This is a genomic window from Methanomassiliicoccales archaeon (genome assembly GCA_035527755.1).
GTDB lineage: Archaea > Thermoplasmatota > Thermoplasmata > Methanomassiliicoccales > UBA472 > UBA472.
The window spans coordinates 39,059-61,502 of sequence record DATKZX010000026.1 but is presented as its reverse complement, the minus strand read 5'-3'; the positions used below and the strand labels follow the sequence as shown (position 1 = coordinate 61,502).

The 22,444-nt window shown below is 55.0% G+C and carries 23 protein-coding genes and 1 tRNA gene; 11 read left to right on the top strand and 13 right to left on the bottom strand.

The window, feature by feature from the left end; translation table 11 throughout:
• Window position 1 precedes the first annotated feature (1 nt).
• The 6 genes from VMW85_08795 to VMW85_08770 form a co-directional block, all read right to left on the bottom strand.
• Window positions 2–283 carry a 50S ribosomal protein L30e gene (locus VMW85_08795; protein HUT28126.1) on the bottom strand — a complete coding sequence of 94 codons (282 nt, stop codon included), beginning with the start codon at window positions 281–283 and terminating at the stop codon, window positions 2–4.
• Window positions 280–1,782, bottom strand: coding sequence for a DNA-directed RNA polymerase subunit A'' (rpoA2, locus tag VMW85_08790; GenBank protein ID HUT28125.1), 1,503 nt, complete (start codon window positions 1,780–1,782; stop codon window positions 280–282). Before rpoA2 ends, VMW85_08795 begins: the two co-directional genes overlap by 4 nt.
• Window positions 1,782–4,571, bottom strand: coding sequence for a DNA-directed RNA polymerase subunit A' (locus tag VMW85_08785; GenBank protein HUT28124.1), 2,790 nt, complete (start codon window positions 4,569–4,571; stop codon window positions 1,782–1,784). Before VMW85_08785 ends, rpoA2 begins: the two co-directional genes overlap by 1 nt.
• The gene (locus VMW85_08780) at window positions 4,568–8,164 is read right to left on the bottom strand and encodes a DNA-directed RNA polymerase subunit B (protein HUT28123.1); all 3,597 of its coding nucleotides are present in this window, start codon (window positions 8,162–8,164) and stop codon (window positions 4,568–4,570) included. Before VMW85_08780 ends, VMW85_08785 begins: the two co-directional genes overlap by 4 nt.
• A 5-nt stretch (window positions 8,165–8,169) precedes the next feature.
• Window positions 8,170–8,436 (bottom strand): DNA-directed RNA polymerase subunit H, encoded by a 267-nt coding sequence (locus VMW85_08775; protein ID HUT28122.1) that lies wholly within the window; start codon window positions 8,434–8,436, stop codon window positions 8,170–8,172.
• A 120-nt stretch (window positions 8,437–8,556) separates the two neighbouring features.
• Window positions 8,557–8,689 (bottom strand) — tRNA-Lys (locus VMW85_08770).
• Between the two features lie 333 nt (window positions 8,690–9,022).
• Here VMW85_08770 and VMW85_08765 point away from each other — a divergent pair.
• From VMW85_08765 to VMW85_08750, 4 genes are read left to right on the top strand one after another with little or no spacing between them, the layout of a single operon-like run.
• The gene (locus tag VMW85_08765) at window positions 9,023–9,190 is read left to right on the top strand and encodes a zinc finger domain-containing protein (GenBank protein HUT28121.1); all 168 of its coding nucleotides are present in this window, start codon (window positions 9,023–9,025) and stop codon (window positions 9,188–9,190) included.
• An 11-nt stretch (window positions 9,191–9,201) separates the two neighbouring features.
• Entirely contained in the window at window positions 9,202–9,468 is a 267-nt protein-coding gene (locus VMW85_08760; GenBank protein ID HUT28120.1) for an elongation factor 1-beta, read from the top strand.
• 57 nt (window positions 9,469–9,525) lie between these two features.
• Window positions 9,526–11,145 (top strand): radical SAM protein, encoded by a 1,620-nt coding sequence (locus VMW85_08755; protein HUT28119.1) that lies wholly within the window; start codon window positions 9,526–9,528, stop codon window positions 11,143–11,145.
• Window positions 11,146–11,174: 29 nt separating this feature from the next.
• On the top strand, window positions 11,175–12,242 hold the full coding sequence (locus VMW85_08750) for a DNA primase large subunit PriL (protein HUT28118.1): 1,068 nt from the start codon (window positions 11,175–11,177) through the stop codon (window positions 12,240–12,242).
• On the opposite strand, the gene VMW85_08745 is transcribed toward VMW85_08750, so the two are convergent.
• The 3 genes from VMW85_08745 to truA form a co-directional block, all read right to left on the bottom strand.
• Window positions 12,214–12,852 carry a CDP-alcohol phosphatidyltransferase family protein gene (locus VMW85_08745; protein HUT28117.1) on the bottom strand — a complete coding sequence of 213 codons (639 nt, stop codon included), beginning with the start codon at window positions 12,850–12,852 and terminating at the stop codon, window positions 12,214–12,216. The genes VMW85_08750 and VMW85_08745 overlap by 29 nt on opposite strands.
• On the bottom strand, window positions 12,843–13,367 hold the full coding sequence (locus VMW85_08740) for an adenylate kinase family protein (protein ID HUT28116.1): 525 nt from the start codon (window positions 13,365–13,367) through the stop codon (window positions 12,843–12,845). The genes VMW85_08745 and VMW85_08740 overlap by 10 nt, the downstream gene beginning before the upstream one ends.
• A 159-nt stretch (window positions 13,368–13,526) precedes the next feature.
• Entirely contained in the window at window positions 13,527–14,342 is an 816-nt protein-coding gene (gene truA / locus VMW85_08735) for a tRNA pseudouridine(38-40) synthase TruA (GenBank protein ID HUT28115.1), read from the bottom strand.
• 85 nt (window positions 14,343–14,427) lie between these two features.
• Between truA and VMW85_08730 the strand changes: the two genes are divergently transcribed.
• Window positions 14,428–15,129 (top strand): RNA methyltransferase, encoded by a 702-nt coding sequence (locus tag VMW85_08730; GenBank protein ID HUT28114.1) that lies wholly within the window; start codon window positions 14,428–14,430, stop codon window positions 15,127–15,129.
• Window position 15,130: 1 nt separating this feature from the next.
• On the opposite strand, the gene ftsZ (VMW85_08725) is transcribed toward VMW85_08730, so the two are convergent.
• Both ftsZ (VMW85_08725) and VMW85_08720 read right to left on the bottom strand, forming a co-directional pair.
• Window positions 15,131–16,162, bottom strand: a complete 1,032-nt coding sequence (gene ftsZ / locus VMW85_08725) for a cell division protein FtsZ (protein HUT28113.1) — start codon at window positions 16,160–16,162, stop codon at window positions 15,131–15,133.
• A gap of 28 nt (window positions 16,163–16,190) precedes the next feature.
• On the bottom strand, window positions 16,191–16,502 hold the full coding sequence (locus tag VMW85_08720; GenBank protein HUT28112.1) for a ribbon-helix-helix domain-containing protein: 312 nt from the start codon (window positions 16,500–16,502) through the stop codon (window positions 16,191–16,193).
• A gap of 232 nt (window positions 16,503–16,734) precedes the next feature.
• Here VMW85_08720 and VMW85_08715 point away from each other — a divergent pair, with 232 nt between their 5' ends.
• Window positions 16,735–17,283: a TATA-box-binding protein gene (locus VMW85_08715; GenBank protein HUT28111.1), complete on the top strand. Its 549-nt coding sequence runs from the start codon at window positions 16,735–16,737 to the stop codon at window positions 17,281–17,283.
• Complete coding sequence (locus tag VMW85_08710; GenBank protein ID HUT28110.1) at window positions 17,280–18,116, top strand: TatD family hydrolase; 837 nt, start codon at window positions 17,280–17,282, stop codon at window positions 18,114–18,116. The genes VMW85_08715 and VMW85_08710 overlap by 4 nt, the downstream gene beginning before the upstream one ends.
• On the opposite strand, the gene VMW85_08705 is transcribed toward VMW85_08710, so the two are convergent.
• Window positions 18,113–18,385, bottom strand: coding sequence for an acylphosphatase (locus tag VMW85_08705; protein HUT28109.1), 273 nt, complete (start codon window positions 18,383–18,385; stop codon window positions 18,113–18,115). The genes VMW85_08710 and VMW85_08705 overlap by 4 nt on opposite strands.
• Before the next feature lie 136 nt (window positions 18,386–18,521).
• On the opposite strand from VMW85_08705, the gene ftsZ (VMW85_08700) reads away from it, so the two are divergent.
• Window positions 18,522–19,646 carry a cell division protein FtsZ gene (gene ftsZ / locus VMW85_08700; GenBank protein HUT28108.1) on the top strand — a complete coding sequence of 375 codons (1,125 nt, stop codon included), beginning with the start codon at window positions 18,522–18,524 and terminating at the stop codon, window positions 19,644–19,646.
• Window positions 19,647–19,678: 32 nt separating this feature from the next.
• Here ftsZ (VMW85_08700) and VMW85_08695 read toward each other — a convergent pair whose 3' ends face one another.
• Window positions 19,679–19,873 (bottom strand): helix-turn-helix transcriptional regulator, encoded by a 195-nt coding sequence (locus VMW85_08695; GenBank protein HUT28107.1) that lies wholly within the window; start codon window positions 19,871–19,873, stop codon window positions 19,679–19,681.
• A 304-nt stretch (window positions 19,874–20,177) separates the two neighbouring features.
• On the opposite strand from VMW85_08695, the gene ftsZ (VMW85_08690) reads away from it, so the two are divergent.
• From ftsZ (VMW85_08690) to VMW85_08680, 3 genes are read left to right on the top strand one after another with little or no spacing between them, the layout of a single operon-like run.
• Entirely contained in the window at window positions 20,178–21,281 is a 1,104-nt protein-coding gene (gene ftsZ / locus VMW85_08690) for a cell division protein FtsZ (GenBank protein HUT28106.1), read from the top strand.
• A 52-nt stretch (window positions 21,282–21,333) separates the two neighbouring features.
• Window positions 21,334–21,558, top strand: a complete 225-nt coding sequence (locus tag VMW85_08685) for a protein translocase SEC61 complex subunit gamma (protein ID HUT28105.1) — start codon at window positions 21,334–21,336, stop codon at window positions 21,556–21,558.
• Window positions 21,559–21,582: 24 nt separating this feature from the next.
• A complete protein-coding gene (locus VMW85_08680; protein ID HUT28104.1) occupies window positions 21,583–22,443 on the top strand; it encodes a transcription elongation factor Spt5 in 861 nt (286 codons plus the stop codon).
• Window position 22,444: the final 1 nt, after the last annotated feature.

Genomic DNA, 22,444 nt, shown 5'->3' with positions numbered 1-22,444 from the left:
TTCAACCCAACGAAAGGATGTTGGAGGCTCCCTTGTCAATTACGGCAATGGAGGACACCGAGAAAGGCTTTCCGCATAGAGCACCTAGTTCCATGTTAGTGCCATTATACTGATACACCGGAACACCGTGGCTCTTTGAGACCACGTATTCGCTGGGACAGTTCGTTGCCACTATTATGAGCTTGGCTTCCCCGCTCTTGATCATCTTTTCCGTCTGCTGTACGCCAAAGACCACCTTTCCGGTGTTCACGGCTGATTTTAAAGCTCTTCCCAAATCGATCATTCAGCTGCCCCCTTCTTTGCAGGCGCGTATATTAGATTTACTGCCCCGGTTCCCAGAGTAACCGGCTGCCCTACTATAATGTTTTCTGCCACGCCGTCTAGGTAATCTACCTCTCCAGTCATGGCCGCCGATAGCAGGTGGGCGGCGGTTATTTCGAAGGCCGCCCTGGCCAGTACTGACGACTTTCTTCCAGATATGCCGTGCCTGCCGATGGCCTTGACGTCACCGTCGGCGGTCATCAGATCGGCCACCAGCATGATGTGGCGTATGTCCACTGACAGTCCCTGTTCGTCCAGGGTGCGGGTCGCTTCCTCAATGATAGAGTTGCGGGCCGCCTCCACTCCCAGGACATCGTATATCTCCTGTATGGAATTGGTGTATACTCTGGTGTGGTCAAGTCCATTGATCTTCAGCACCTCCTTGAGGTTGCTGCCTTCGGTGTATATGATGTACTGGTCGTCCTTCTTCCTTAGAATGGCGCGGGTTATACCCTCCACGCCCTTGACCTTGCTGGCCTTGACCATTTCCAGAGCCTTCTGCAGGTTCTTGAAGGTGTGCTCCTTCGGCTCCAGGCAAACATAGCCCTTCGTCGCCATGACCGCCTTGGCCGGAAGGCTCTCAATAGAGGGCTCCGGCACCAGGACTATGCCTCTCAGGCGAGAGACCTTGTCCCGAACGAGATCTATGGGGTTCTCCACCCCTCTTTGTTTGCACTTGCGTTCGTCCGGTACGATGAACAGTCTCATGTTGTGGAGGTCGGTCTCAATGTCCGCTAGGTCCAAGACCGTAGTGATCTCGATGTTGGACGCCAATGACTTGACCCTATCCAGTTCATTGGAGAGCGCCTTGTCCACAAATATGGTCATCATAGGTGTGCTGGGCACTCGACGTGCGTCCACTATCTCAATGAGGCGTGGAAGTCCCAAGGTAACGTTGATCTCGGCCACACCGGCGTAGTGGAAGGTACGCATGGTCATCTGAGTACCGGGTTCGCCGATGCTCTGAGCGGCCAATATCCCGGCGCTTTCGTTGGGGTCCATCATGTGGTCCATGAATTTCTTGTTGGCGGCCTTGAGTATCTTGACCAGCTTGTCCTTGCTGATGTCGTTCCCTTCTAATCGGTGGGCGATGTTGAGAACCACCCTCCGGGGAAGCGCCAACTTGAGTTCGACGCACTGCTTGAACAGATTCTCCTGGAAAGAAGTGTAATCCTTCGACTTGTCCGGGATCTCATAGACGATGTCCGTTTCCGGTTCCACCGCCTCCTTCTCAGCCTTCTTCCTTGCGGGCGATCTCTTCTTTGCGACGGGTTCCTTCTTCTTGCCCAGCTTGGTCAGAAGAAAATCGGCCGACTCCTCGCTCAGACCTATGTCCACCAGGTCCTTGACGGATGCTTTACCCAGATCGGTCTGGTTGCTGTAGTGGTCCTTGACCAGATCGATGGTCTCCTCAGGAATCTCCTTCCTTTGAAGGCCTTTGATGAAATCTTTCTGAGCCATTATTCATCACCTCCGCTCTCGAACTCGGCGTCCTCGAACTCATCTTCCTCTTCTGAGGTCTCCATGAGGTCCTTCTCCACGGTGGCATAGCCACCGATCTTACGCTCGTCGAAGCGGGACAGCAGCTCGGCCTGCTGTTCTCCCAACACCTCGCGAAGTACGTCATCGAGATCGATGGCCTCTCCCTGAACGCTTCGCGTGGGGTCGATACCGTCCTCACCGTAATTGAACTGGATCACGGTGTCGGCGGTGTTCCTGACGGTGCCATCCTGTTTTAGCTTGAGGTCTTCCAGGGCGTTGATCAACCGGCGTTGCATGTAACCTGAACGTGAGGTACGCACGGCGGTATCCACCAAACCCTCCCTGCCACCCATGGAGTGGAAGAAGAATTCTGTGGGCGTCAATCCGCTCTTGTATGAATTTGCCACGAACCCCTTGGCCTTGGCGCCTAGATCTCCCTTCTGGAAATGCGGAAGCGTCCTGTTCCAGTATCCTCTAGACAACCTTTCACCACGAACGGCCTGTTGCCCGATGCACCCGGCCATCTGAGAAAGATTCAGCATGGAACCACGGGCGCCGGACTTGGCCATTTGCACCGCGGAGTTCTCCAATCCCAGGTGTTTTCCGGCGATCCTGCCCGCCTCATCCCTGGCCTCTCCCAACTTCTTCATGGCCTCGACCTCCAAGGTCTCCTCCAAGGAACGTCCCGGCAACTGGTCTAAGGTACCATCGCGATATGAGGCGACCAACTGGTCCACCTCCTTGAAGGTGCTGGAGATCTTGTCCTCGATCTGTCTCCGGGCATCGTCTGGTATGTCCTCATCGTCGATACCAGTGGAGAATCCCCTGACCATGATGGAACCGATAGCGAGGCGAGTGACGTCATCCAGAAAGTCCCGGGCCATATCAGAGCCGTAATCCCTGGCGATCTTGTCCAATATCTTGCCTTTGAAGGACCCTATGGCCTTTTCGTCGATGGTCCCCATTAACAACTTGCCATCCCTGATCTTCACGTAGGCATCGAACTCGCAGCCCTCCTTCTTACAGTGATCGCAGTTTTGACAGATGGAGGACTTGAAGTGAGTGTTGAAGTCCTTGGGCAATATGGTGGAGAACAGTGCCTTTCCGGTCCAGTATTCAACACCATCTTCCACTGTAGGCTCGGGAAGTTCGTTGTGTCCCATCTTGGAGACGATGAACAAGGTCTGTGCCTTGTCAAAGTGGCTGTTGCGATGGGTGAGCAGGAACGTTCCAGTGATGTGGTCGTGAATAGCTCCGATGATCGGTCCGCCGAAACGGGGCGAGAGAATGTGCTCCTGCACCTTCATCAAGATGGTCGCTTCTGCGCGAGCCTCCTCGCTTTGCAGCACGTGCATGTTCATTTCGTCGCCATCGAAATCAGCGTTGTATGGAGGGCAGACGCAGAGGTTCAAACGGAAGGTCTTGCCGGGCATGACCTTGACGTTATGGGCCATCATGGACATTCTGTGCAGCGACGGCTGTCTGTTGAACAGCACGACGTCTCCGTCCATCAGATGCCTTTCCACGATGTAGTTGATCTCCACACCCTCGGACACTGTCTCAGCGTTCCTGTCGGTGACCCTGATCCTGCGACCGTCCTGACGGATGATGTAGTTGACCCCGGGCTGATATTTCTCACTGACCGGCGTCGGTCCCCTCTTTACCAGGTTCCGCAACGTCTCTAGGTTGTCCTTGGTGGCGGTGACCGGTACGGTCAGCTCGCGGGCGGCGAACACGGGAACGCCCACCTGATTGATCGAGAGCCACGGGTCTGGCGATACCACTGTACGAGCCGAGAAGTTGACACGCTTTCCAGACAGATTACTACGGAAGCGTCCCTCCTTCCCTTTCAGTCTTTGGACCAAGGTCTTCAGCGGACGGCCGGAACGGTGTCTGGCGGGCGGAATGCCCGAGGTTTGATTGTCATAGTAGGTGGTGATGTGGTACTGCAACAGTTCCCACAGGTCCTCCACAATAAGCTGCGGAGCGCCGGCGTCGCGGTTCTCCCGAAGCCTCTGATTGATACGGAGGACGTCCACAAGCTTGTGGGTCAGATCATCCTCGGAGCGGTCTCCGGACTCCAGAGTGATGGATGGACGCACCGTTACCGGTGGCACCGGCAGGGCGGTCAATATCATCCATTCGGGGCGGCAGGCATTGGGGTCTATTCCCAAAGGAATGAGGTCCTCGTCCTTTATCCGCTCCATCCTCTCACGAACCTCCTTGGGGGTGAGCTTGTGCCCATCCTCCCTGAAGGTCGTCGGTTTATCCAAAGTGATCTTTTTCTGCTCGGCACCGCAATGAGGGCATACTTCCCTGAGGGCCTTCTCGGCAGCGGCCTTGGCTGTCTCCTTGGAGAACTCCTTCATATCGATGGCGTCGCTACCCAGCTCCTCCATGATGTCCATGCGCTTGCGGTACTCCCTGACCTCTTCATCAGTAAGTACCAGCCGACCGCAGGATTTGCAGGTGGACTGTAGCAGCTTTTTAATGTCTTTTACGAAACCGACATGGATGACCGGCATGGCCAGATCGATATGGCCGAAGTGCCCGGGGCATTCGTCCACCTTGTGGCCACAGGTCTTGCACTTCAGGCCGGGCTCGATTACCCCCAAATGAGGGTCCATCAGACCCAGTTCGATGGGGAATCCATCATCGTCGTAGGTGTCGGCTGTGATTATCTTGGTGGCCGACATTCGGCGGACCTCGTCCGGCGAGATGCAGGCGAACTTGATCGATCCGATCCTCTTGGATACTCCCCGCATCATCTTAAATCCTCCAGTTGTAAACGCATGGCTACTCCAAGCGAAAGCAGTTCATCCAGAAGCAGCTTGAAAGCGTACGAGGTCTGAATGAGGTGCACGTTGGTGTTGTTGTTGCATACCGTGCAACGCAACGAGCCTTTGGCGTCAAGCATGGCCATGTGGCCACAGTTGGGATTGCCGCAAACCCATTGATAGGTACCGTCAGACTCGTCCAGCAACCGGTCCTTTATGACCATGGCCGCACCGTGACCGATCAGACAGTCCCTCTCCATCTCTCCGAACCTCAGACCACCCTGTCTCGACCTTCCCTCAGTAGGCTGTCTGGTCAATATCTGCACCGGGCCGCGGCTCCTGACATGCATCTTGCCGGAGACCATGTGGTGCAATTTCTGATAGTAGATCACCCCGATGAATACCTCCGCCTGGATCATTCGACCGGTGATACCGTCGTACATGATCTCGCGGCCGGTCTTCTGGAACCCGGACTCCACCAGAGATTGTCTGAGAGCGTCCTCGCGCTCTCCGCTGAAGGCGGTACCGTCCACCAGGCGTCCTTCGAGGGCGCCTACCTTGCCACCGATCATCTCCAGCACATGGGCCACGGTCATACGTGAAGGAATGGCATGGGGATTGATCACCAGGTCGGGAATGATCCCGTCCGCGGTAAAGGGCATGTCGGAGCTGGGGACCAGCAGTCCCACCACTCCCTTCTGTCCGTGCCTGGAGGCGAACTTGTCCCCCAGTTCCGGGACCCTTTCATCCCTGACCTTGACCTTCACCAACCGGGAGCCGTTCTCCGACTCCGTGAGCATGACGCTGTCCACCCATCCAGTCTCACCGGACCGGCAGATCACCGACGTTTCCCGGCGTTTCTGCGGCGTGAGGAAGTTCGTATCCTCCTCCTCCACGAAACGGGGGGGAGAGGTCTTTCCCACCAGGACGTCGCCTCCCATAACCTTGGTCTCCGGGGAGATCAACCCATCTTCGCCCAGGTTGCTGTAGGCCATATCGGTCCTTGCCCCTCTGACGTCTGGCGATGGGATCTCGAAATGGTCCTCCTGACCACCGGGATAGCGGCGTTCCTCGGTTCGATAGGTCCTCATGAAAGAAGAACGTCCCAGACCGCGTTGCACGCTGCTCTGATTGAGAATGAGGGCGTCTTCCATGTTGTAACCGTGGTATGACAGTACGGCCACGACGAAGTTCTGACCCGCTGGGCGGTCATTGAAGGACACGAAGTCCATGAACTTGGTCTGGACCATCGGCTTCTGCGGGTAGTGCAAAATGTGCCCGCGAGTGTCCGGGCGTTTTCGGTAATTGCTCGCCGACAGTCCCAATGATTGCTTGGCCATTCCGGCGCCCATGGTGACACGCGGAGAAGAATTGTGCTCGGGATACGGAACCATTCCGGCGCAGATCCCTAGGATGACCATGGGATCCACTTCCATGTGGGTGTGGTTCTTATTGAGTATGAAATCGACCTTCATCAGTTCGTGGCAGTGCTTGCACTTCAGCTCGGCCTTCGCATCGGATGTGCCTGGGTTCATCCAGTCCATATCCAGGGGCGAGAGGTCTCGCTCGCAATTGACGCACTTTCGGGGCACCTCGAAAGGTTCTACGGCGATGAAGGTGTCCTCCTCTTCCTCGGCGTCGACCCATTCCAGCACTCCTTCACGGACCAGATCGGACCAGTGCACCTTGCCCACACGGATGTCCTCGATGTGCTTTCTTGTGAGGGCCAATTTTCCGTCCTTTACAACGAGTAGTGCACGGCGCAATCGGCCTTCATCGCAGTTGATGATGACCTCGTCCATCTCCTCGACATAGCGGATGTTGATCTCGTCCGAGAGCAATCCGGAGCGGCGGCGGTTCCTCATCTCACTGACCAAGAAGACGTGGTTATCGTGCACACCCTTCAGGTCCCCGTTCACGTAGACACGGGTACCGGCCATCTGCTGCCCCTTGACCTCGTGTATGCCCAGGTCCTTGAGCAGGAAGGTGACGTCCTCCTCACGGAAACCCTCGGAGACGTTAATGATCAGAGCGGCGTTCTTCACTAGACCGCAGTTCTGTCCTTCCGGAGTCTCGTTCGGGCACAGTCTACCCCATTGAGTTGGATGCAGATCACGAGCTTCGAAGTGAGGCTGGCTACGGGTAAGGGACGATGTGACCCTTCTTAAATGGGAAAGGGTGCTCATGTTGGAGGTGCGGTCCAGTAGCTGGCTCACACCTGCCCTTCCGCCGACCCAGTTCCCGGTGGCCAACGCGTGCAAAAGACGGTGGGTCATGAGGTCGGGGCGTATGGCGCTGCTAATACGCAGGTCCTTTTTCCTGGCGTAGGACCTCTCCAGTTGATACTTAAGGTCCTTCATCAGGTTGGTGAAAGAAACACGGAACAGGTCCTCGATGAGGTCACCAGACAGTTTCAGGCGCTTGTTGGCATAATGGTCCTTGTCGTCCTCCTTTCGCTTTCCCAGGGAAAGCTCCAACACGGACCGGGCGATCCTGCCCAGGAATATGGCCTTCTTAAGGCGGTCCTCTTTGATATCGCCCAGATGAGGTAGCAGGGAGCGGTCGATGATGGACTCGACCTTCTTCACCCTGTACTCCTTGGCCTGGCCAGTGGCGAACTTCTTTTCCAGATATGTCAAGGCGTGCTCGGTGCTGAAAATACCGGTCGGCCCATACACCTTGGGGTCCTGGATCTCTTCCAGGTTCGCGTAAACGATGTTGGCCATCTCTGGGGCGGAGACAATGGCCTCATAGATCTCCTGGTCGTTCTCCATGCCCAGGGATTTCATTAGGGCAACCAGGGGTATCTGCCCGGATGCCGCGGGTACCGTGACCATGAGCATGCCGTCGCGCTTCTTCTCTACCAATGTCAAGGCACGGTGTCCCTCCCTCTGGGAGAACACTTTGGCCACTTCCATGCTGGTCCCGTAGCGCTCGCTGAGCTCGACCATTACCCTATTGGGTGCAAGGTCTTCCAGGGTGATCAGTACCCTCTCGGTGCCCCCGATGATGAAGTATCCACCAGAGTCCATGGGGTCTTCGCCCTTCTTCATCAGCTCGGCGCCATATTTCTCATCATCGAGTTCGTAGTCCTCTTCGAGACGCTCCCTGTGAATGTTACATTTACGGGACTTGACCATGATGGGCAGGTCACCGATGTGAACCCGTTCAGGCTCCTTCTCCAGGCCGTCCTCGATTATTGTGAAGTCCAGGTAGATGGGTGATAGGTAATTGAGGTTCCTGAGGCGTGCCTCCATGGGGTCGATGGGGTGCACATAACCGTTTGCCTCACGCACCATCGGCTTATCGATGTGCAAGGTAGGTTTGATGAGCGGGTCCACGTGCCCGGTCTTTTCATCGCGACGACGACCGACGCGGATCTGGATGACCCTGCCGTCTGTCTTTTCTGGGTCCAGCGTGATCAACCCTCTCTCGGGGTCCTCGGCCGACACCCGAACGTTGTCCACGATCTTCTGCATACGACTGTTGGGGTTTTCCTGCGTTGCTAGAAAATCATTAAAACTTGCGATGTGATGGTTGACTATGCTGCTCTCTCTAAAATAAAGTTCGACGAGGTCCCTCACTAAATTCACCCTCTTATAACGAGACGATAGATTTCCGCTATCTCGGCGGTCTCACTGTCTCTAACTATCCTCACTATGCTCCTTTCCGGGATGCTCCTACCCATGGCCTTCTCGAGCATTTTGATACAGGCATCGTTTTCCTTTATCTTAGGAAGCTGGTCCCGGGTCACCTTCAACCGTTTCAGGACCTTATCCACTTCCTCGTCGCTCAATAGTTCATGGACTGGAACCATCTTGTGGCTCAATACGTTAAATGGTACGGACTCCTCCAAATGAATCACCTCATACCATGCAGAAACCGGACTGTTCCTCCACCAATTGTCGACCTTGTAAAAATGCATCGGGAACGGGGTTTGGATACTTCGGTCTGCATATATTTTCACCTACCCAAGCGGGCCCGCGGGGATTTCCGCATACACGGAATTACCGCGTACCTTTCGAACCCCGGACCACCTGGTTAAAAGCCAGATGCTCTCTCTAGGGACCTTCGTCACCGAAGGCCCAACCTAGCTGAGCTACGGGCCCATTGGTAAGTAAGTGCCGGCGTGTGAACGAGAGAGTAAATCCTTGTATTATTTAAGATTTCCCATCCACCACAGAATCGAGGTCGTTTAGGCACGCCGATCGCCTTGGACCTCCCGGATGATTCCACTAATATCCCCATAATCAAAGTAATGTATAAGAACTTGCGCAAAACTTAATTATATATTATAATAACAAATTTTATTGCCGGCGATCTTATTACTATCACCCAATGATTTCTGGTTGTTCGGGACCCAGATAGGGACTCGACGCGTACCCTTTTTCTAGAATCACGTATATATATAAGGACTATAATCCTGCACAAAGCGATGACCTATGGAGAATGAAAAGGTTTGCAATTCATGCGGAATTCGGCTGGTGGGCAATGGCATCACCTTCTTCAAGTGCCCGATATGTGGTGTTGAAGAGATAGGCCGCTGCGCCCAATGCCGTGACCAGAGCGTCAAGTACGAATGTAAGAAGTGCGGCTTCGTCGGACCTTAAGGGTGATTGGAATGGGAACCGTAGCAGCTACGTACACCCTCATGCCCGAGGATACCGATTTCGATTTCGATACCCTGCTAACGAAGTTGCCAGGGATCGTTTCGGCCAATATCAAAGTGGCCAAGGCGGACATCCTCCCCATGGCCTTTGGACTTAAGAAATTGGAGGCCGTCTTCGTCATGGAGGACGCTGAGGGACTCATCGACACGCTCGAGGAAACCTTGCGCGCCATTCCGGGAATTCAGAACGTTGTGACCGAACAGATCACTTTGCTCTGATAGTCCGTTTTCCGGCCGAACGAGGCCCCCCTTCCTTTATTTTCAAGCGGCGAGTACATGTCCGACGTCCTGATATTCGACGGCTACATTGACGAGCCTGGTTCATTGGGAGTTCCTCCCTACATCCACCCCATGGTAAGGGCGGTGTTCGGAGCGGTGAAGGATTCCGGAAACACGCCCCATTACATGACCATTGACCAATGGCGTCATGGCCACTCAATGCCAAAGGTCGATCTATTGGTCGTCCTATCTGGAATGTCTGTACCTGGGCGCTATTTGCGCGGCATGCCGGCCTCCCACCGCGAACTGTTCCAACTGATCGATAATTTTAGGGGAGAGACAGTTCTGGGAGGACCAGCGGCCCTGGACCCGGGTTTGAAGGACCGGTTCCATCGTGCCCATTACCTAGACCCGGCCTCCGCCACCTTTGACCTTTTAGAGAAAGGCGTGGCCAAGGACCGTTGGAGGGAATTGGAGGAATGGGACCGCTGGATGATGCTGGGAGCGGATTGCGTCCTTTCTCATCCGGACCATCCCCAACCGTTGATAGCCGAGATAGAGACGTATAGAGGCTGCGTACGCTACGTGAACGGAGGTTGTTCATTCTGCGTGGAGCCGTTAAAAGGTCGTCCAATATGCCGTGAGCCTGGGGCGATAGTAGCCGAGGTACGGGCCCTTAGGGAGAGGGGTGTCGTCAATTTCAGATTAGGCTCTCAGACCTGCATCATATCCTACAAGGCCGAACTGGACGGGACTGACTGCCCCCGACCGAACCCGAAGGCCTTGGAAGAGCTGCTATCGGGGGTATCTGCGCTCAAACCCGATATATTGCATGTGGACAACGCCAACCCGGCGGTTATGGCCCGGCACCCAGAGGAAACAGAGATGATCCTACGCTCCTTGGTCAGACACTGCACCCCAGGGAACGTTCTGGCACTGGGGATGGAGACCGCGGACCCCGAGGTGGTCAGGATGAACAATCTGAACGCCACCCCGGAGGAGGTGCTGTGGTCCGTTCGGACCATCAACCGTTTGGGCGGGGAGAGGGGAAGCAACGGCATGCCCATCCTGCTGCCGGGCATCAATGTACTGGTCGGCCTGATGGGGGAAACGCCCACCTCATTGGACCTGGACCTACGTTTCCTGCAGAATATCCTTGATGAGGGTTTGCTCCTCCGCCGCATAAACATCCGGCAGGTCATGCCTGTGCGCAGGGAGTTCCCACAGACCGTGAGCCATTCAGCCTTCTTGAAGTTCAAGGAGAAGGTACGAACCCAGATCGACAGGCCCATGCTGGAGCGCCTGGTACCGGTGGGCACAGTGCTCCGAGGGATCTATACTGAGATCAGGGAGGGGAAGGTGACCTTCGGCCGTCAGATAGGGACATATCCACTGTTGGTCGGGATACCGCACCCGGTCGATCTGAACAAGTTCGTCGATGTGGCCGTGGTAGGGCACGGTTTCCGCAGCATCAGCGGTGTGACCTATCCATTGAACGTCAACAGTTGCCCCATCGCCGCCTTGGAGGCATTGCCTGGATTGGGACGCAAGAGAGCGATCAGGCTGTTCCACGCCCGTCCGCTCAAGGATGGTTCGGACCTCCGGAAGGCCTTGGACGACCCCCGTATCGCCGATTCTGTTCTGAAGTTCCTCATGTTCGATCAAGTCCAATCCTAAATAGAGGCAAAGCGAATCAGGTTCCGGCCATGGAATTTCGCGCCCTCGCTCGCTATCCGTTCCTTAAGGACGCCACCCATTTCGTAAAGGAGCGAGAGCTGGGACTGGACGATCTTCTGAAACACACCACCATGGCCGAGGCCCGGAGACGAGGAAAGGCCAGAGTGCTCTCGGCCATCAGCGATCTGACCGTGCCTAACAATCCTGTCACTTCTGAGGATGAGGCTGTGCAGGAGATACTGAGCTACCCTTACGCTCGGATACTGGTCTCCTGCATTGGGGATGACGTCCTGGTGCGACGCTACGCTTTGGCCGAAGCTAAAACCTTTAATGAGCGCCTGCGCAAGGAGGATATGGAAATGGTCGTCTTCCTGGCAGGTGAACTGGAAGTGGAGGCGGTGCGTGGCGATAACGCCTTGCGCATGCATTTCACTGATTTCCTGAACTACACATCCGGACTGAGGGGGCCGGAATGGAAGCTGGTGAATCAGGACCTCAGATCCGGTTACGTCCAACTGGAAAAGAACAAGTTCGTGCGGGTGCTGGAGCAGGCCTTGAACGAGAGGATCGAGGACGATCTACCGCTACCGGTGAACGATGAGCTTCTCACGGCCATCGAAAATGAGCTGGAAGACATCGTCGCTGCCCTTGAGGAGTTCAAGGAGAAGTATCGGGGAGAGGGCTTCGGCGAAGTAAGCATTTTAAAGTTCCCCCCATGCATGAAGAAGTTGGTGGCCATGGCGCAGGCGGGGCAGAACATGCCACACGCGGGGCGCTTCGCATTGACCAGCTTCCTTAGCTTCATAGGAATGCCAGTGGACGATATCATCAAGCTGTTCTGCAGTTCCCCGGACTTCGATCACTCCAAGACGGCGTACCAGGTCAGGCATATCACTGGTGACGGCCTAGGGAAGAGATACACACCGCCAGAATGCGCCACCATGAGGACGACCGGACTGTGCTTCGAGCCAGATGAACTGTGCAACGGGAGACGGGTCCAACATCCCCTGACATATTACAGAATACGTTCCTATGACAAGGGAAAGGAGAAGAAGGTCGAGAAGGACGCTACGCCCCCTTCAACCCCTTCCAGGTGATCGCCGCCCTTTGCACCGCGGTCAGGTTCCCTACCACGGCGAACCACAGCATCATGACCTCGAAGGCGTTGACCTCGAATCCCATTATCCCTATCTCCCGGTAGCCGAGGAGCATCATGACGAATTGGACTAAAGGTATGACGAAGGAGAGAACAATGCGGTCCGCCCGACCCAACAATCCCCCGTACATGCGCTTGACACCTACGGCCTGGGCCTGGGTACCCATATAGCTGGTGAGCAGCACACCGATTATGGCCATCATGCCTAGGTATGGACTGCACCAGGCGCTCACGGCCACGGCCCCGATCATTAATACATCGGCGTACCGGTCCAGAACGTGGTCCAGGAAATCGCCGCGCTTGTTCGCTTTCCCTGCCAGACGAGCCACTTTACCATCCAGCCCGTCGAACAACCCACTGATGATCACCAGGAAGGCGGACAATGGCAGCAGCAACTGCCAGTGATCGTATGAGAAGTAAATGCCCACTCCCGCCAGAGCTGCTAGCCCCAAAGCGGTGAAGGATATGATGTCGGGATGCACCCCCTTGAAGACGTTGGCTATCGGATCCATGATGAAGTTGACCTTGTCCCTCTTCGCGTCTAACACCATCGCAACGCCTCCTCGCTCCAGTCGATATTTCCAACTGCGTACTTTTCATTTTCCCCGGCCAGTATTGACAATGTCGCCTCCGCTGCCCCCTCAGGTGTCATCTCGGTGGTATCGATCTCAAAGACCGGAGCTTCCCCGTCCATCGATTCGGCCAGTATGATGTCCAAGGCTTCGGCCAACGCGTTCTCCCTCACCTTGGCCAGCGGCCATCCACGATCGGCGAGCCGTTCCGCGAGTTTGGACGGATGGCAGCGCAGTACGATGACCATGTCCACATCCAGGAGATGGGCAAAATGCCCCACCAGCACTCCTTCTCCGATGCCTTCCTGCACTAACGCCTGCTGCAGATCGTCCGGGTCGAGCTCAAAGCTGTCCCGGGTCATGTCCTTGCTCTTCAGCAGCCCGTATCTCTTGGCAAGTTCGTTGATCTCCAATACCTTCCAACCTTGAGATGATAGGGATCGGGCCACGGTGCTCTTGCCGGTGCCGGGCGTTCCGGTCAAAGCGATGATCATCCCACATGAATAGACTGCGGGTACAAAAGATGATGTCGAGGGGGCCCGAGGTGGCCCCCTCGCTCCCCGCGGACCTTCTCCAATCACATGAGGATAAAGGAACAAATGATACCAGGGTATATCAAGAGGGGGAGAGCATGCTACAATTAAGGTTAAATATCATTTTCCAAGCCTTTTAACGTCCATACCAGTATTTTTCAATAATAGATCGTTGAATTGCCATCGCAACCAAGCCTGGTCCTTTTCTCGGATTACCCTTTCCCTCATCGGTCCGAACGAGCTGCCGCTCATTTCCAGGCCGTGGTCCACGTCCATAAGGAACAGGCCTTCCGGCTCGGCCGTCCCCATGGACCGTCCCTCTCCTCGCAAGGCGGTCCTGATCTCTTCCAACGTCACCTTGCCTTGTCCCGCCTGGTCCAGCGCTGATACGATCCTTCGGACCATGTTGCGCATGAACTCCCTGGCTTGAAGGTCGATCACCACCATGTCGCCGATGCGTTCCACTTTGACCGAGTTCAAGGAACGCAGGGTAATCTTGCCGTCCGGCTTGCAGAACAAACGGAACTCGTGCTCGCCTTCGAACTCCTGGGCCCCCATGGACATTCGGGAAAGGTCATGCCCACGATACGGCAGGTAGTAACGATACCAACGACCACGGGCGCGACGGGGGGAGAAATTATCTGGAACTTCCGCCAGTGCTATGCAGTACACGTCCCGGCAGACTGCGTTAACCGCTCGCAGCAGCTCTTGCCGACGGAAGTTCGTATCTATAGCGAACACGTTCCCCAGGGCGCTGACCCCCCGGTCGGTTCGGCTGGCGACACGGAAACGATTCTCGTCCACGGAGGAAATGGCGCCGATATTTTTTAAAGCGGCCAGCAGTTCGCTCTCCACGGTGTGGGCGTGGGGCTGTCTCTGGGAGCCCATGAACTTTGTCCCGTCGTAAGCGAACTTAACCGCGATCCTACCGACCACGCCTCGGATATCCGAAAGCTGGACTAAATCCTTTGCAGTCGTCTTCTGAAAATCTCTATATAACGGCTGAGGTGTCCCAGGAACGATGCCGGAGGTCAAGGTGGTTCTCGTGGAGCCCAGGGTAGACGGGAACGTCGGGGCGGTGGCCAGGGCTATGGCCAATTTTGGTTTCCGTGAGCTTTGCATGGTAAACCCATGCACCTTAACGGACGAGGCGTTCAAGCGCGCTAAGCACGCTAATTACATATTGAAGGAGGCGACGATCGTCAGCAGCTTCGAGGATGCGATCGCCGATTGCTTCCACGTGGTAGGTACCAGCGGCATAGTGACCGCTGGAGAGAAACATTACATACGTATACCTCTGACACCGAAGGAGTTCACCGACCGTTTGGAGGGGGTGGAGGAGAAGATAGCATTGGTGTTCGGTCGGGAGGACATGGGCCTAAGCCAGGAGCAATTGGCACGATGCGACCTTCTGGTCAGCATACCTTCGCATGAGGAATATCCTATCCTCAACCTTTCCCACGCCGTCAGCATCGTTCTGTACGAGCTATATCAGAGATCCATCCACATCGGCTCGCCCAAGAAGGCCAGCGAACCGGAGAGAGAACGGTTGATCCAGTTCTTCGACGATCTGCTGGATGCGATAGATTATCCGGAGTTCCGTAGAGAACGGACATCCATAATGTTCCGCAGGATCATGGGAAGGGCATTACCTAGCAGATGGGAGTTCCATACTATCATGGGCGTTTTCGGTGATGCGGTCAAGATCATTAAGAAGAAGTGATTCACGGACTGTACTTTCCCAGTACCTTTCCCAGATCGTCCCCTGGAGCGAACGTGGGGGCGAAGGGACCGCTCATCTCCGAGATTCCCGTGATGATGGCGATCATTCGGATGTTTCCCTCCATCTCCTCCTCCATGCGCACCCCGAACTTGATCGTCGCATCCTCGTCCAGGACCTTGGTGATGCTGGCGATGATGCGATTCGCACGACGCATGGTCAGACCGCTCCCTCCGGCTATGTGGATCAGGGCACCAGTGCCACCGCGAATGTCCACATCCAGCAACGGATTTTCGATGGCTTCACGGACAACGGCCTCTGGATCGGCGTTCTCCCCGTAGAGAATGGTGGACACGCCACCCTGCTCCATGATCGTGCGCAGGTCGGCGAAGTCTAGATTTATGAGCGAAGGCAAGGTCAGGACATCAACGGTACCTTTGATCAGTTCAGAGATCAGCTGGTCGATCACCGCCAGTCCCTGATCGACCGGTATGTTTTCCACCATGTGCAGAAGACGATCGTTGTCCAGCACCAGCATGCTGTTCGACGCATCTCTGAGGCGCTTCAGCCCCTTCAGGGCGATATTTCGACGTGTAGCGCCCTCGAAACTGAAGGGAGTGGTGGCGATGGTGATGACCATTGAACCGCATCGTCTAGCAATGTCGGCAACCACAGGGGAAGCGCCTGTGCCAGTACCTCCACCTAGACCGGTGATTATGAACGTCAGGTCGACTCCCTGGAAGATCTTGGAAAGGAGCACCGATGCGTTTAGTGCGCATTCCTCGCCAACATCAGGACGACCCCCGGTACCTAGACCCTTGGTGTACTCCGCGCCTATCAATAATCTATTGGGACATTCCGTGACCTTGAGGGACCTCTGGTCGGTATTGATGGCGACCGTCGTAGCTGCCTCTATGCCGATCTGGTTGAGACGAGTGATGCTATTGCATCCTCCTCCCCCACAACCGACCACCAGGATGTTGAGCTCGTGCAGCTCTACCTCGGACTCGTCCAGCCCCTCGAAGCGCGACCCCATCCCTCAGCTCCTGCGACCGGCCGGGAGGTCACCTCAACTCGCTCACGGCTTTTTCCAACCTCATGCGGACGTATTCCCGAACCGCATTACGAATGGCGTCATCGATAGAAACGGAATCACCGTCCCTGATGAGGGACTCTAATTCCACCACCTTGACCTTGGGCAGCTCTACGGTCACCCTTTGAATGTGATCAGGGGTGAAGTTCGTCTCGATGAAGGAGTCAATGGCCGCTCGGATGGCGTCGGATATGGTCTGGTATTTACCGCCATCGATGAGCGCCTGTAATGCCCCTAACTTATCCGTTTGAATCCTAACGGTTATCCTCTCGCTGTCGCTCATACCAATGCCCTGACCATACTTCGTCCGACAATAAATCAATATTTGTCAGACAAATAGATGATAATCTTGAAGATATATAAATGTTGGCGACTGGCCAGGACCTGCGCTTTTAATGTTAAACCCAGGTCGTCCCACGGTGTTGTGATTTCATGTTTGCCGGTTCTCCTAATATAAGGAAATACCGCAAATCTTTATAAATGGGTATATAAATAACCTGGCGTAGGTGACCCGATTGGCCAAGATAAAAATTGAGAATGTCGTGGCTTCCACAACATTAGGGGAAGAACTTGACCTGCAGACCATCGCCCTCACCTTGGATGGCGCTGAATACGAACCGGAGCAGTTCCCTGGACTGATATACCGGCTGAAGGACCCGAAGACCGCGACATTGCTCTTCCGCAGTGGCAAGGTCGTGTGCACCGGCGCAAAGAGCCTGGAGCAAGTTGAGGTCGCCATCAAGAAGGTGGCGAAGCAGATCGAGAAGGCGGGCATCAAGCTCAAGATGCAACCAAAGCCGGATGTGCAGAACATCGTGGCCTCCTCTGACCTAGGACAAGAGATCAATCTCAACGCCATTGCCATCTCATTGGGACTGGAGCGTGTGGAGTATGAGCCCGAACAGTTCCCAGGACTTGTCTACCGCATCGATGTGCCCAAGGTGGTAGTACTGCTCTTCGGATCCGGTAAGCTGGTATGCACCGGAGCAAAGAAGGAAGAGGATGTAGAGGCAGCGGTCAACAAGATCACTGAGGAACTGAAGGCTGCGGGCTTGTTGAAGTGATTTTTCCCTTTCCGGTCCTCGACAATCACATTCATCTCCAGCCTTCGGGCCGGAATGTCGAGGCCGTCAAAGAATTTTTAAAGGTTGGTGGTACCCATCTGGTGCTCAGCCACATGCCTTATGACGAGGTGCCCATCCGATCGTCTGACGATTTCTCGATGGCATACGCGGTCACCCTGAGCCTCGCGGAGAAGGCGCGTTCTGCAGGGGCACGTACATTTGTCACCTTGGGGCCATACCCGGTAGAGCTTCTGGGGTTGGTCGAGCGCATGCCTTTGGAAGCGGCCGTGGAGGTCATGAAGGGCGGGATGGACCGCGCAGCGGATCTGGTCCGTGAAGGATTGGCAGTGGGACTGGGCGAGATAGGGAGACCTCATTTTCCAGTGTCGGACGAGATCATGACCGCTTCCAACGATATTCTGTCATACGGAATGCAATTGGCCAAGGAGTGTGGTTGTCCGGTGGTCATCCATGCAGAGAGCGCCACCCCTGACAGCATGGAGGACCTTGGAAGAATGGCGGACAAGGTCGGACTCTCCAGAGAAAAAGTTGTGAAGCATTACTGCACGCCATTGATCACCCCGGAGGAGTGCCGGGGGCTTTATCCTTCAATATTGGCATCGAGACCATCGGTGAATGAGGCTTTTGGCAAAGGGGACCGTTTCCTTTTGGAAACGGATTATTTTGACGACCCAGAACGTCCAGGGGCGGTGCTGGCAATCACCACAGTACCGAAGAGGATGCGTCAGCTAGTGGGGAAGGGTATCGACGAATCGGTCCTCTGGAAAATAAATAAGGACAATCCCGAGAAGGTCTACGACGTAGAGTTCTAGTGCAGGACCTGAAAGCCCTCTAATCCCTCAGGCTCTTCCACCTTGATGTCCATCCGGATCACCTCGGCTTTGGGGTGTTCGTTCTTGAGCTTTCTGATCAGTTCTTGTACCGCCTGACGGTGCCCTTCGAAAACTGCGTTGACCGTCCCATCGGGCATATTTTTGATATGACCGCTGATGGAGAGCACCTGTGCCCATTGCCGCGCATATTGACGGAAATAGACCCCTTGGACCCTTCCTTCGAAAACGACCGAGACGCGGTACACCATGATGATATCATCAGATTTCGGATCTATAATTATCTATCATTATCTATCCCGGTCAGTCTGGGGAGCAAGAATATTTAATATAAAGATCATATGGGAGCAGAACTCTATATTTGGCCGTGGCCAGAGGAAGGGATGGATGATGAAATCACTTGTTGAGGAAGCTCTAGCGAAGGAAGCCGCCCCAGTCAGGATGGAGGCCGCACCGAATTTCGGATACCAGCAGTTGGATTCCACGGACGCTGAGCTGGTAGAACTTTTACAGAAACTGAAAACGAACATTAAGATCTTCGGCGTGGGGGGAGGCGGTTCGAACACCATCAGCCGCATCTCCGAAGAGAACATCTCCGGGGTGGAGACCTACGCCGCCAACACAGATGCCCAGCACTTGTTGGCCGCCAGGGCGCAACACAAGATCCTACTGGGCCGCAGGAGCACCCGGGGATTGGGCGCTGGAGCGCTCCCACAGGTTGGGGAACAGTCAGCCAGAGAGGCTGAGGAAGAGATTAGGAAAGGTGTCGCCGATGCTCATATCGTCTTTGTCACCGCCGGCATGGGCGGAGGCACCGGAACCGGGGCCGCCGCCGTCGTGGCCGGGATGGCCAGGGAGATGGGGGCGTTGACCATCGCGGTCACCACTACCCCCTTCAAGGGCGAGGGGCGCATGCGCATGGAGAATGCCGAGTGGGGACTGCAGCGCCTGAGGAACTCAGCCGACACAGTAATAGTCATACCTAACGACAAGCTCATCGAGCTCTACCCGCGCCTCGGTCTAAATCAGGCATTCAAGGTGGCGGACGAGATCGTTACCAAGGCCATCAAAGGGATCACCGAACTTATCACCAAACCCGGCCTGGTCAACTTGGACTTCAACGATGTCCGAACGATAATGAAAGGAGCAGGGGTTGCCATGATCGGACTTGGAGAGAGCGATGGTCATGCCGAGGACCGGGCCAAGGAGGCCATCGAACGCGCCTTGAGCTCTCCCTTGCTGGAAGTGGATATAACCGAAGCGAACGGAGTGCTTGTCAATGTCATAGGCGGAGAGGACATGACCATTTCGGACGCCGAGTTCATCGCTGAAGAAGTGCAGAGGAGGGTCAGCCCCAACGCCAGGATAATCTGGGGTGCGGCCGTAGACCCGGCGTTGGAGCACACCATCAGGGTGATGGTCGTGGTGGCCGGGGTCAAGTCCAAGCAGATCCTGGGAACGCCCAACGACACCGAGAAGCTGCGCAAGGCCGATCTGGACTTTATCCGGTAAAATCTTCGCGGGGGCCATCCCCCGTATTAATTCTATTTTCCATATTGAAAGATGTCCTCTATCGAGACCTTGAATAATGCGGCCATTTTAAACGCCAAATTCAATGATGGATCGTATCTTTCCTTCTCTATGGCGAGGATCGTCTGTCGGGTTATACCCAACTTCTCCGCCAATTCCCTTTGCGTCAAGTTAGTCATTGATCGATAGACCCGTAGACGATTGCGCACTAACCTTCACCTGATGTAAAGCAATAGTGACTTTTTGAATATATAACATTACTTTTTGTAAAATAAACATTACTTTTTGTATATTTATATTTACATCAAACAAATATAATATTCCGTTTGGAATTATTATTCGGTTATTTTGACACTACCAGTTCAACAAATATTGTTGGAATACTATTTACAATATAATATTATTGTAAGGGTTTGGCACCGAAATGCTTTAACATATACATTGCGTCATCGTTCTCAGACGAGCGGTAGCCGAGGGCCTGAGCCTCGAGCGACGTTCGTTTGAGGCCCCTCCATGAAATCGTTCATTAGTGATGCTATGTCCCGAGCCGGTCCGGCGAACTCGATCAGCGCGCCTTCTTTCAAGGCTTCGTCCGCTGAGGACGAAGAACTTGAAAAGATCTTGATGAGCCTGAGGACCAACATTAAAATCATCGGCTGTGGAGGTGGTGGTTCCAACACCATCGACCGCCTGTACGCCACCAACATCAAGGATGCGGAACTGTTCGCCGCCAACACCGACGCACAGCACCTACTGATCACTAGAGCTCATAAAAAGATCCTGCTGGGAAGGAGAAGCACCAGAGGATTGGGCGCTGGAGCGCTCCCACAGGTGGGCGAAGAGGCAGCCCGAGAAGCGGAGGAGGATGTACGCAAGTCACTTACTGGCGCGGACATCGTTTTCGTGACCGCAGGCCTCGGTGGCGGAACTGGTACTGGAGCCGCCCCTTACATAGCGCAGATGTCAAAGGAGATGGGGGCACTGACCATCGCTATTGTCACCTCCCCTTTCAAGGCCGAGGGTTCCGTACGCGCCGAGAACGCCGAGTGGGGAATGGAACGGCTGAGATCGGTGGCCGACACGGTGATCGTGATCCCGAACGATAAGCTCCTGGACCTGGTGCCTCGCTATTCCATTAACGCCGCTTTCAAAGTGGCGGATGAGGTTCTTGTTAGGGCCATCAAAGGCATAACGGAGCTGATCACCCGTCCCGGACTGGTCAACCTTGATTTCAATGACCTCAAGACCATCATGAAGAGCGGTGGAGTGGCCATGATCGGCATGGGAGAGGGCGAGGGCGAGGACAAGGTGGAGCAATCCATAGACGAAGCGATCAACTCCCCCCTTATCGATGTGGACATCACCGGAGCGAACGGGGTGCTCATCAATGTCGTCGGTGGCGAGGACATGACCGTCAGCGAGGCCGAGAAAGTAGCTGAGATAATCCAGGGCAAGGTCAACCCCAACGCCAGGATCATCTGGGGTGCTTCCGTGGACCCAGCTCTGGAAAACAAGATGAGAGTGATGGTCGTTGTCACTGGTGTCAAGTCCAAGTTCATACTCGGACCGAAGGAGTCCGCCATGCCTAAGGGGATGACGGTCGACTTCATAAAGTAAAGAAAGGATTATTTATAATGAAGGATTAGGGCCAACTCAAGAGTGCATACAAATGGATATTGTCGAAAAATCCTGGGAGATCCAAAAAAGGATCGAGGAACGGGTCAAGAGGTTCGGGAGGGGCAGATACGGCCGAGTATTGAAGATGGCCAGGAAACCCACCAATGATGAATACATTAAAACCATTTTGATCACCGGTCTCGGTCTTGCCCTCATAGGGGGGCTTGGATTCGCCATATATCTGATAATCAGATATCTCCCTGGCCTACTCGGCTGAAGTATAAACTCAAGAGGGTTGCATATGAACGGTCAAGAAGCAACTTCATTCCCACAGAACGGGAACGGTCCGATCACCCTATCCGGGGAGAACACATCCCAGAGGGTAACCGCAGGCAGTCGGGCCGTCTGGAAATTGGTCCTCAAGCCCCGACAAGCGGGCAAGCTAAAGGTAAAGGTCTTATTGACCATCAACTACGGTACCGAGGACTCCCCTGAATGGGATGTGCGCCTCGCCGATACCTCTGGTACGCTATGGGAGAGCGCCAAGCTGACCTCGCCCGAAGTGATTTTCAATATGGACGGGGGCGGCGGAAAGGAATTGATCTTGGAGGCGGAGTCCCCCCGCGGGGCCCGCATTGACGATGAAGTACGTATGCGGATGCAGGTCTTTGCCGAGGGGCAGGAGAGCGGAAGCATGGAATTCTACGCCAACACCATGCAGTCCATCCTGATCCTTAAGACCTCCATCGGGCACGAAAGAGCTGTGGCCGACGGTGTGGCCGGAAAGGCAAAGACCGGGGACAAGGGCATATTCGCCCTGCTAGCCCCGGGAAAGCTTGACGGCTATTTGTTCATGGAAGCGATGAACACGGACCTGGTCAGGGAGACCTGTAGGGGTGTCCGCAAGGCCAAAGGATTGGTGGACGGGGAGACCAATCTTGCAGAGATAGAGCATTTCCTGACCCCCAAACCCCTTGTCTCTGGCATTTCGGAGGGTGACGTGGTGGAATTGGTCGCCGGTCCGTTCAAAGGAGAGAAGGCCAGGGTGCAGAAGATAGACGAGAGCAAGGAAGAGATCACGGTAGAGCTTTTCGAGGCCACCGTGCCCATCCCTGTCACCGTCCGCGGGGACAGCGTGAGGGTCCTCGAGAAGGAGAGATGAT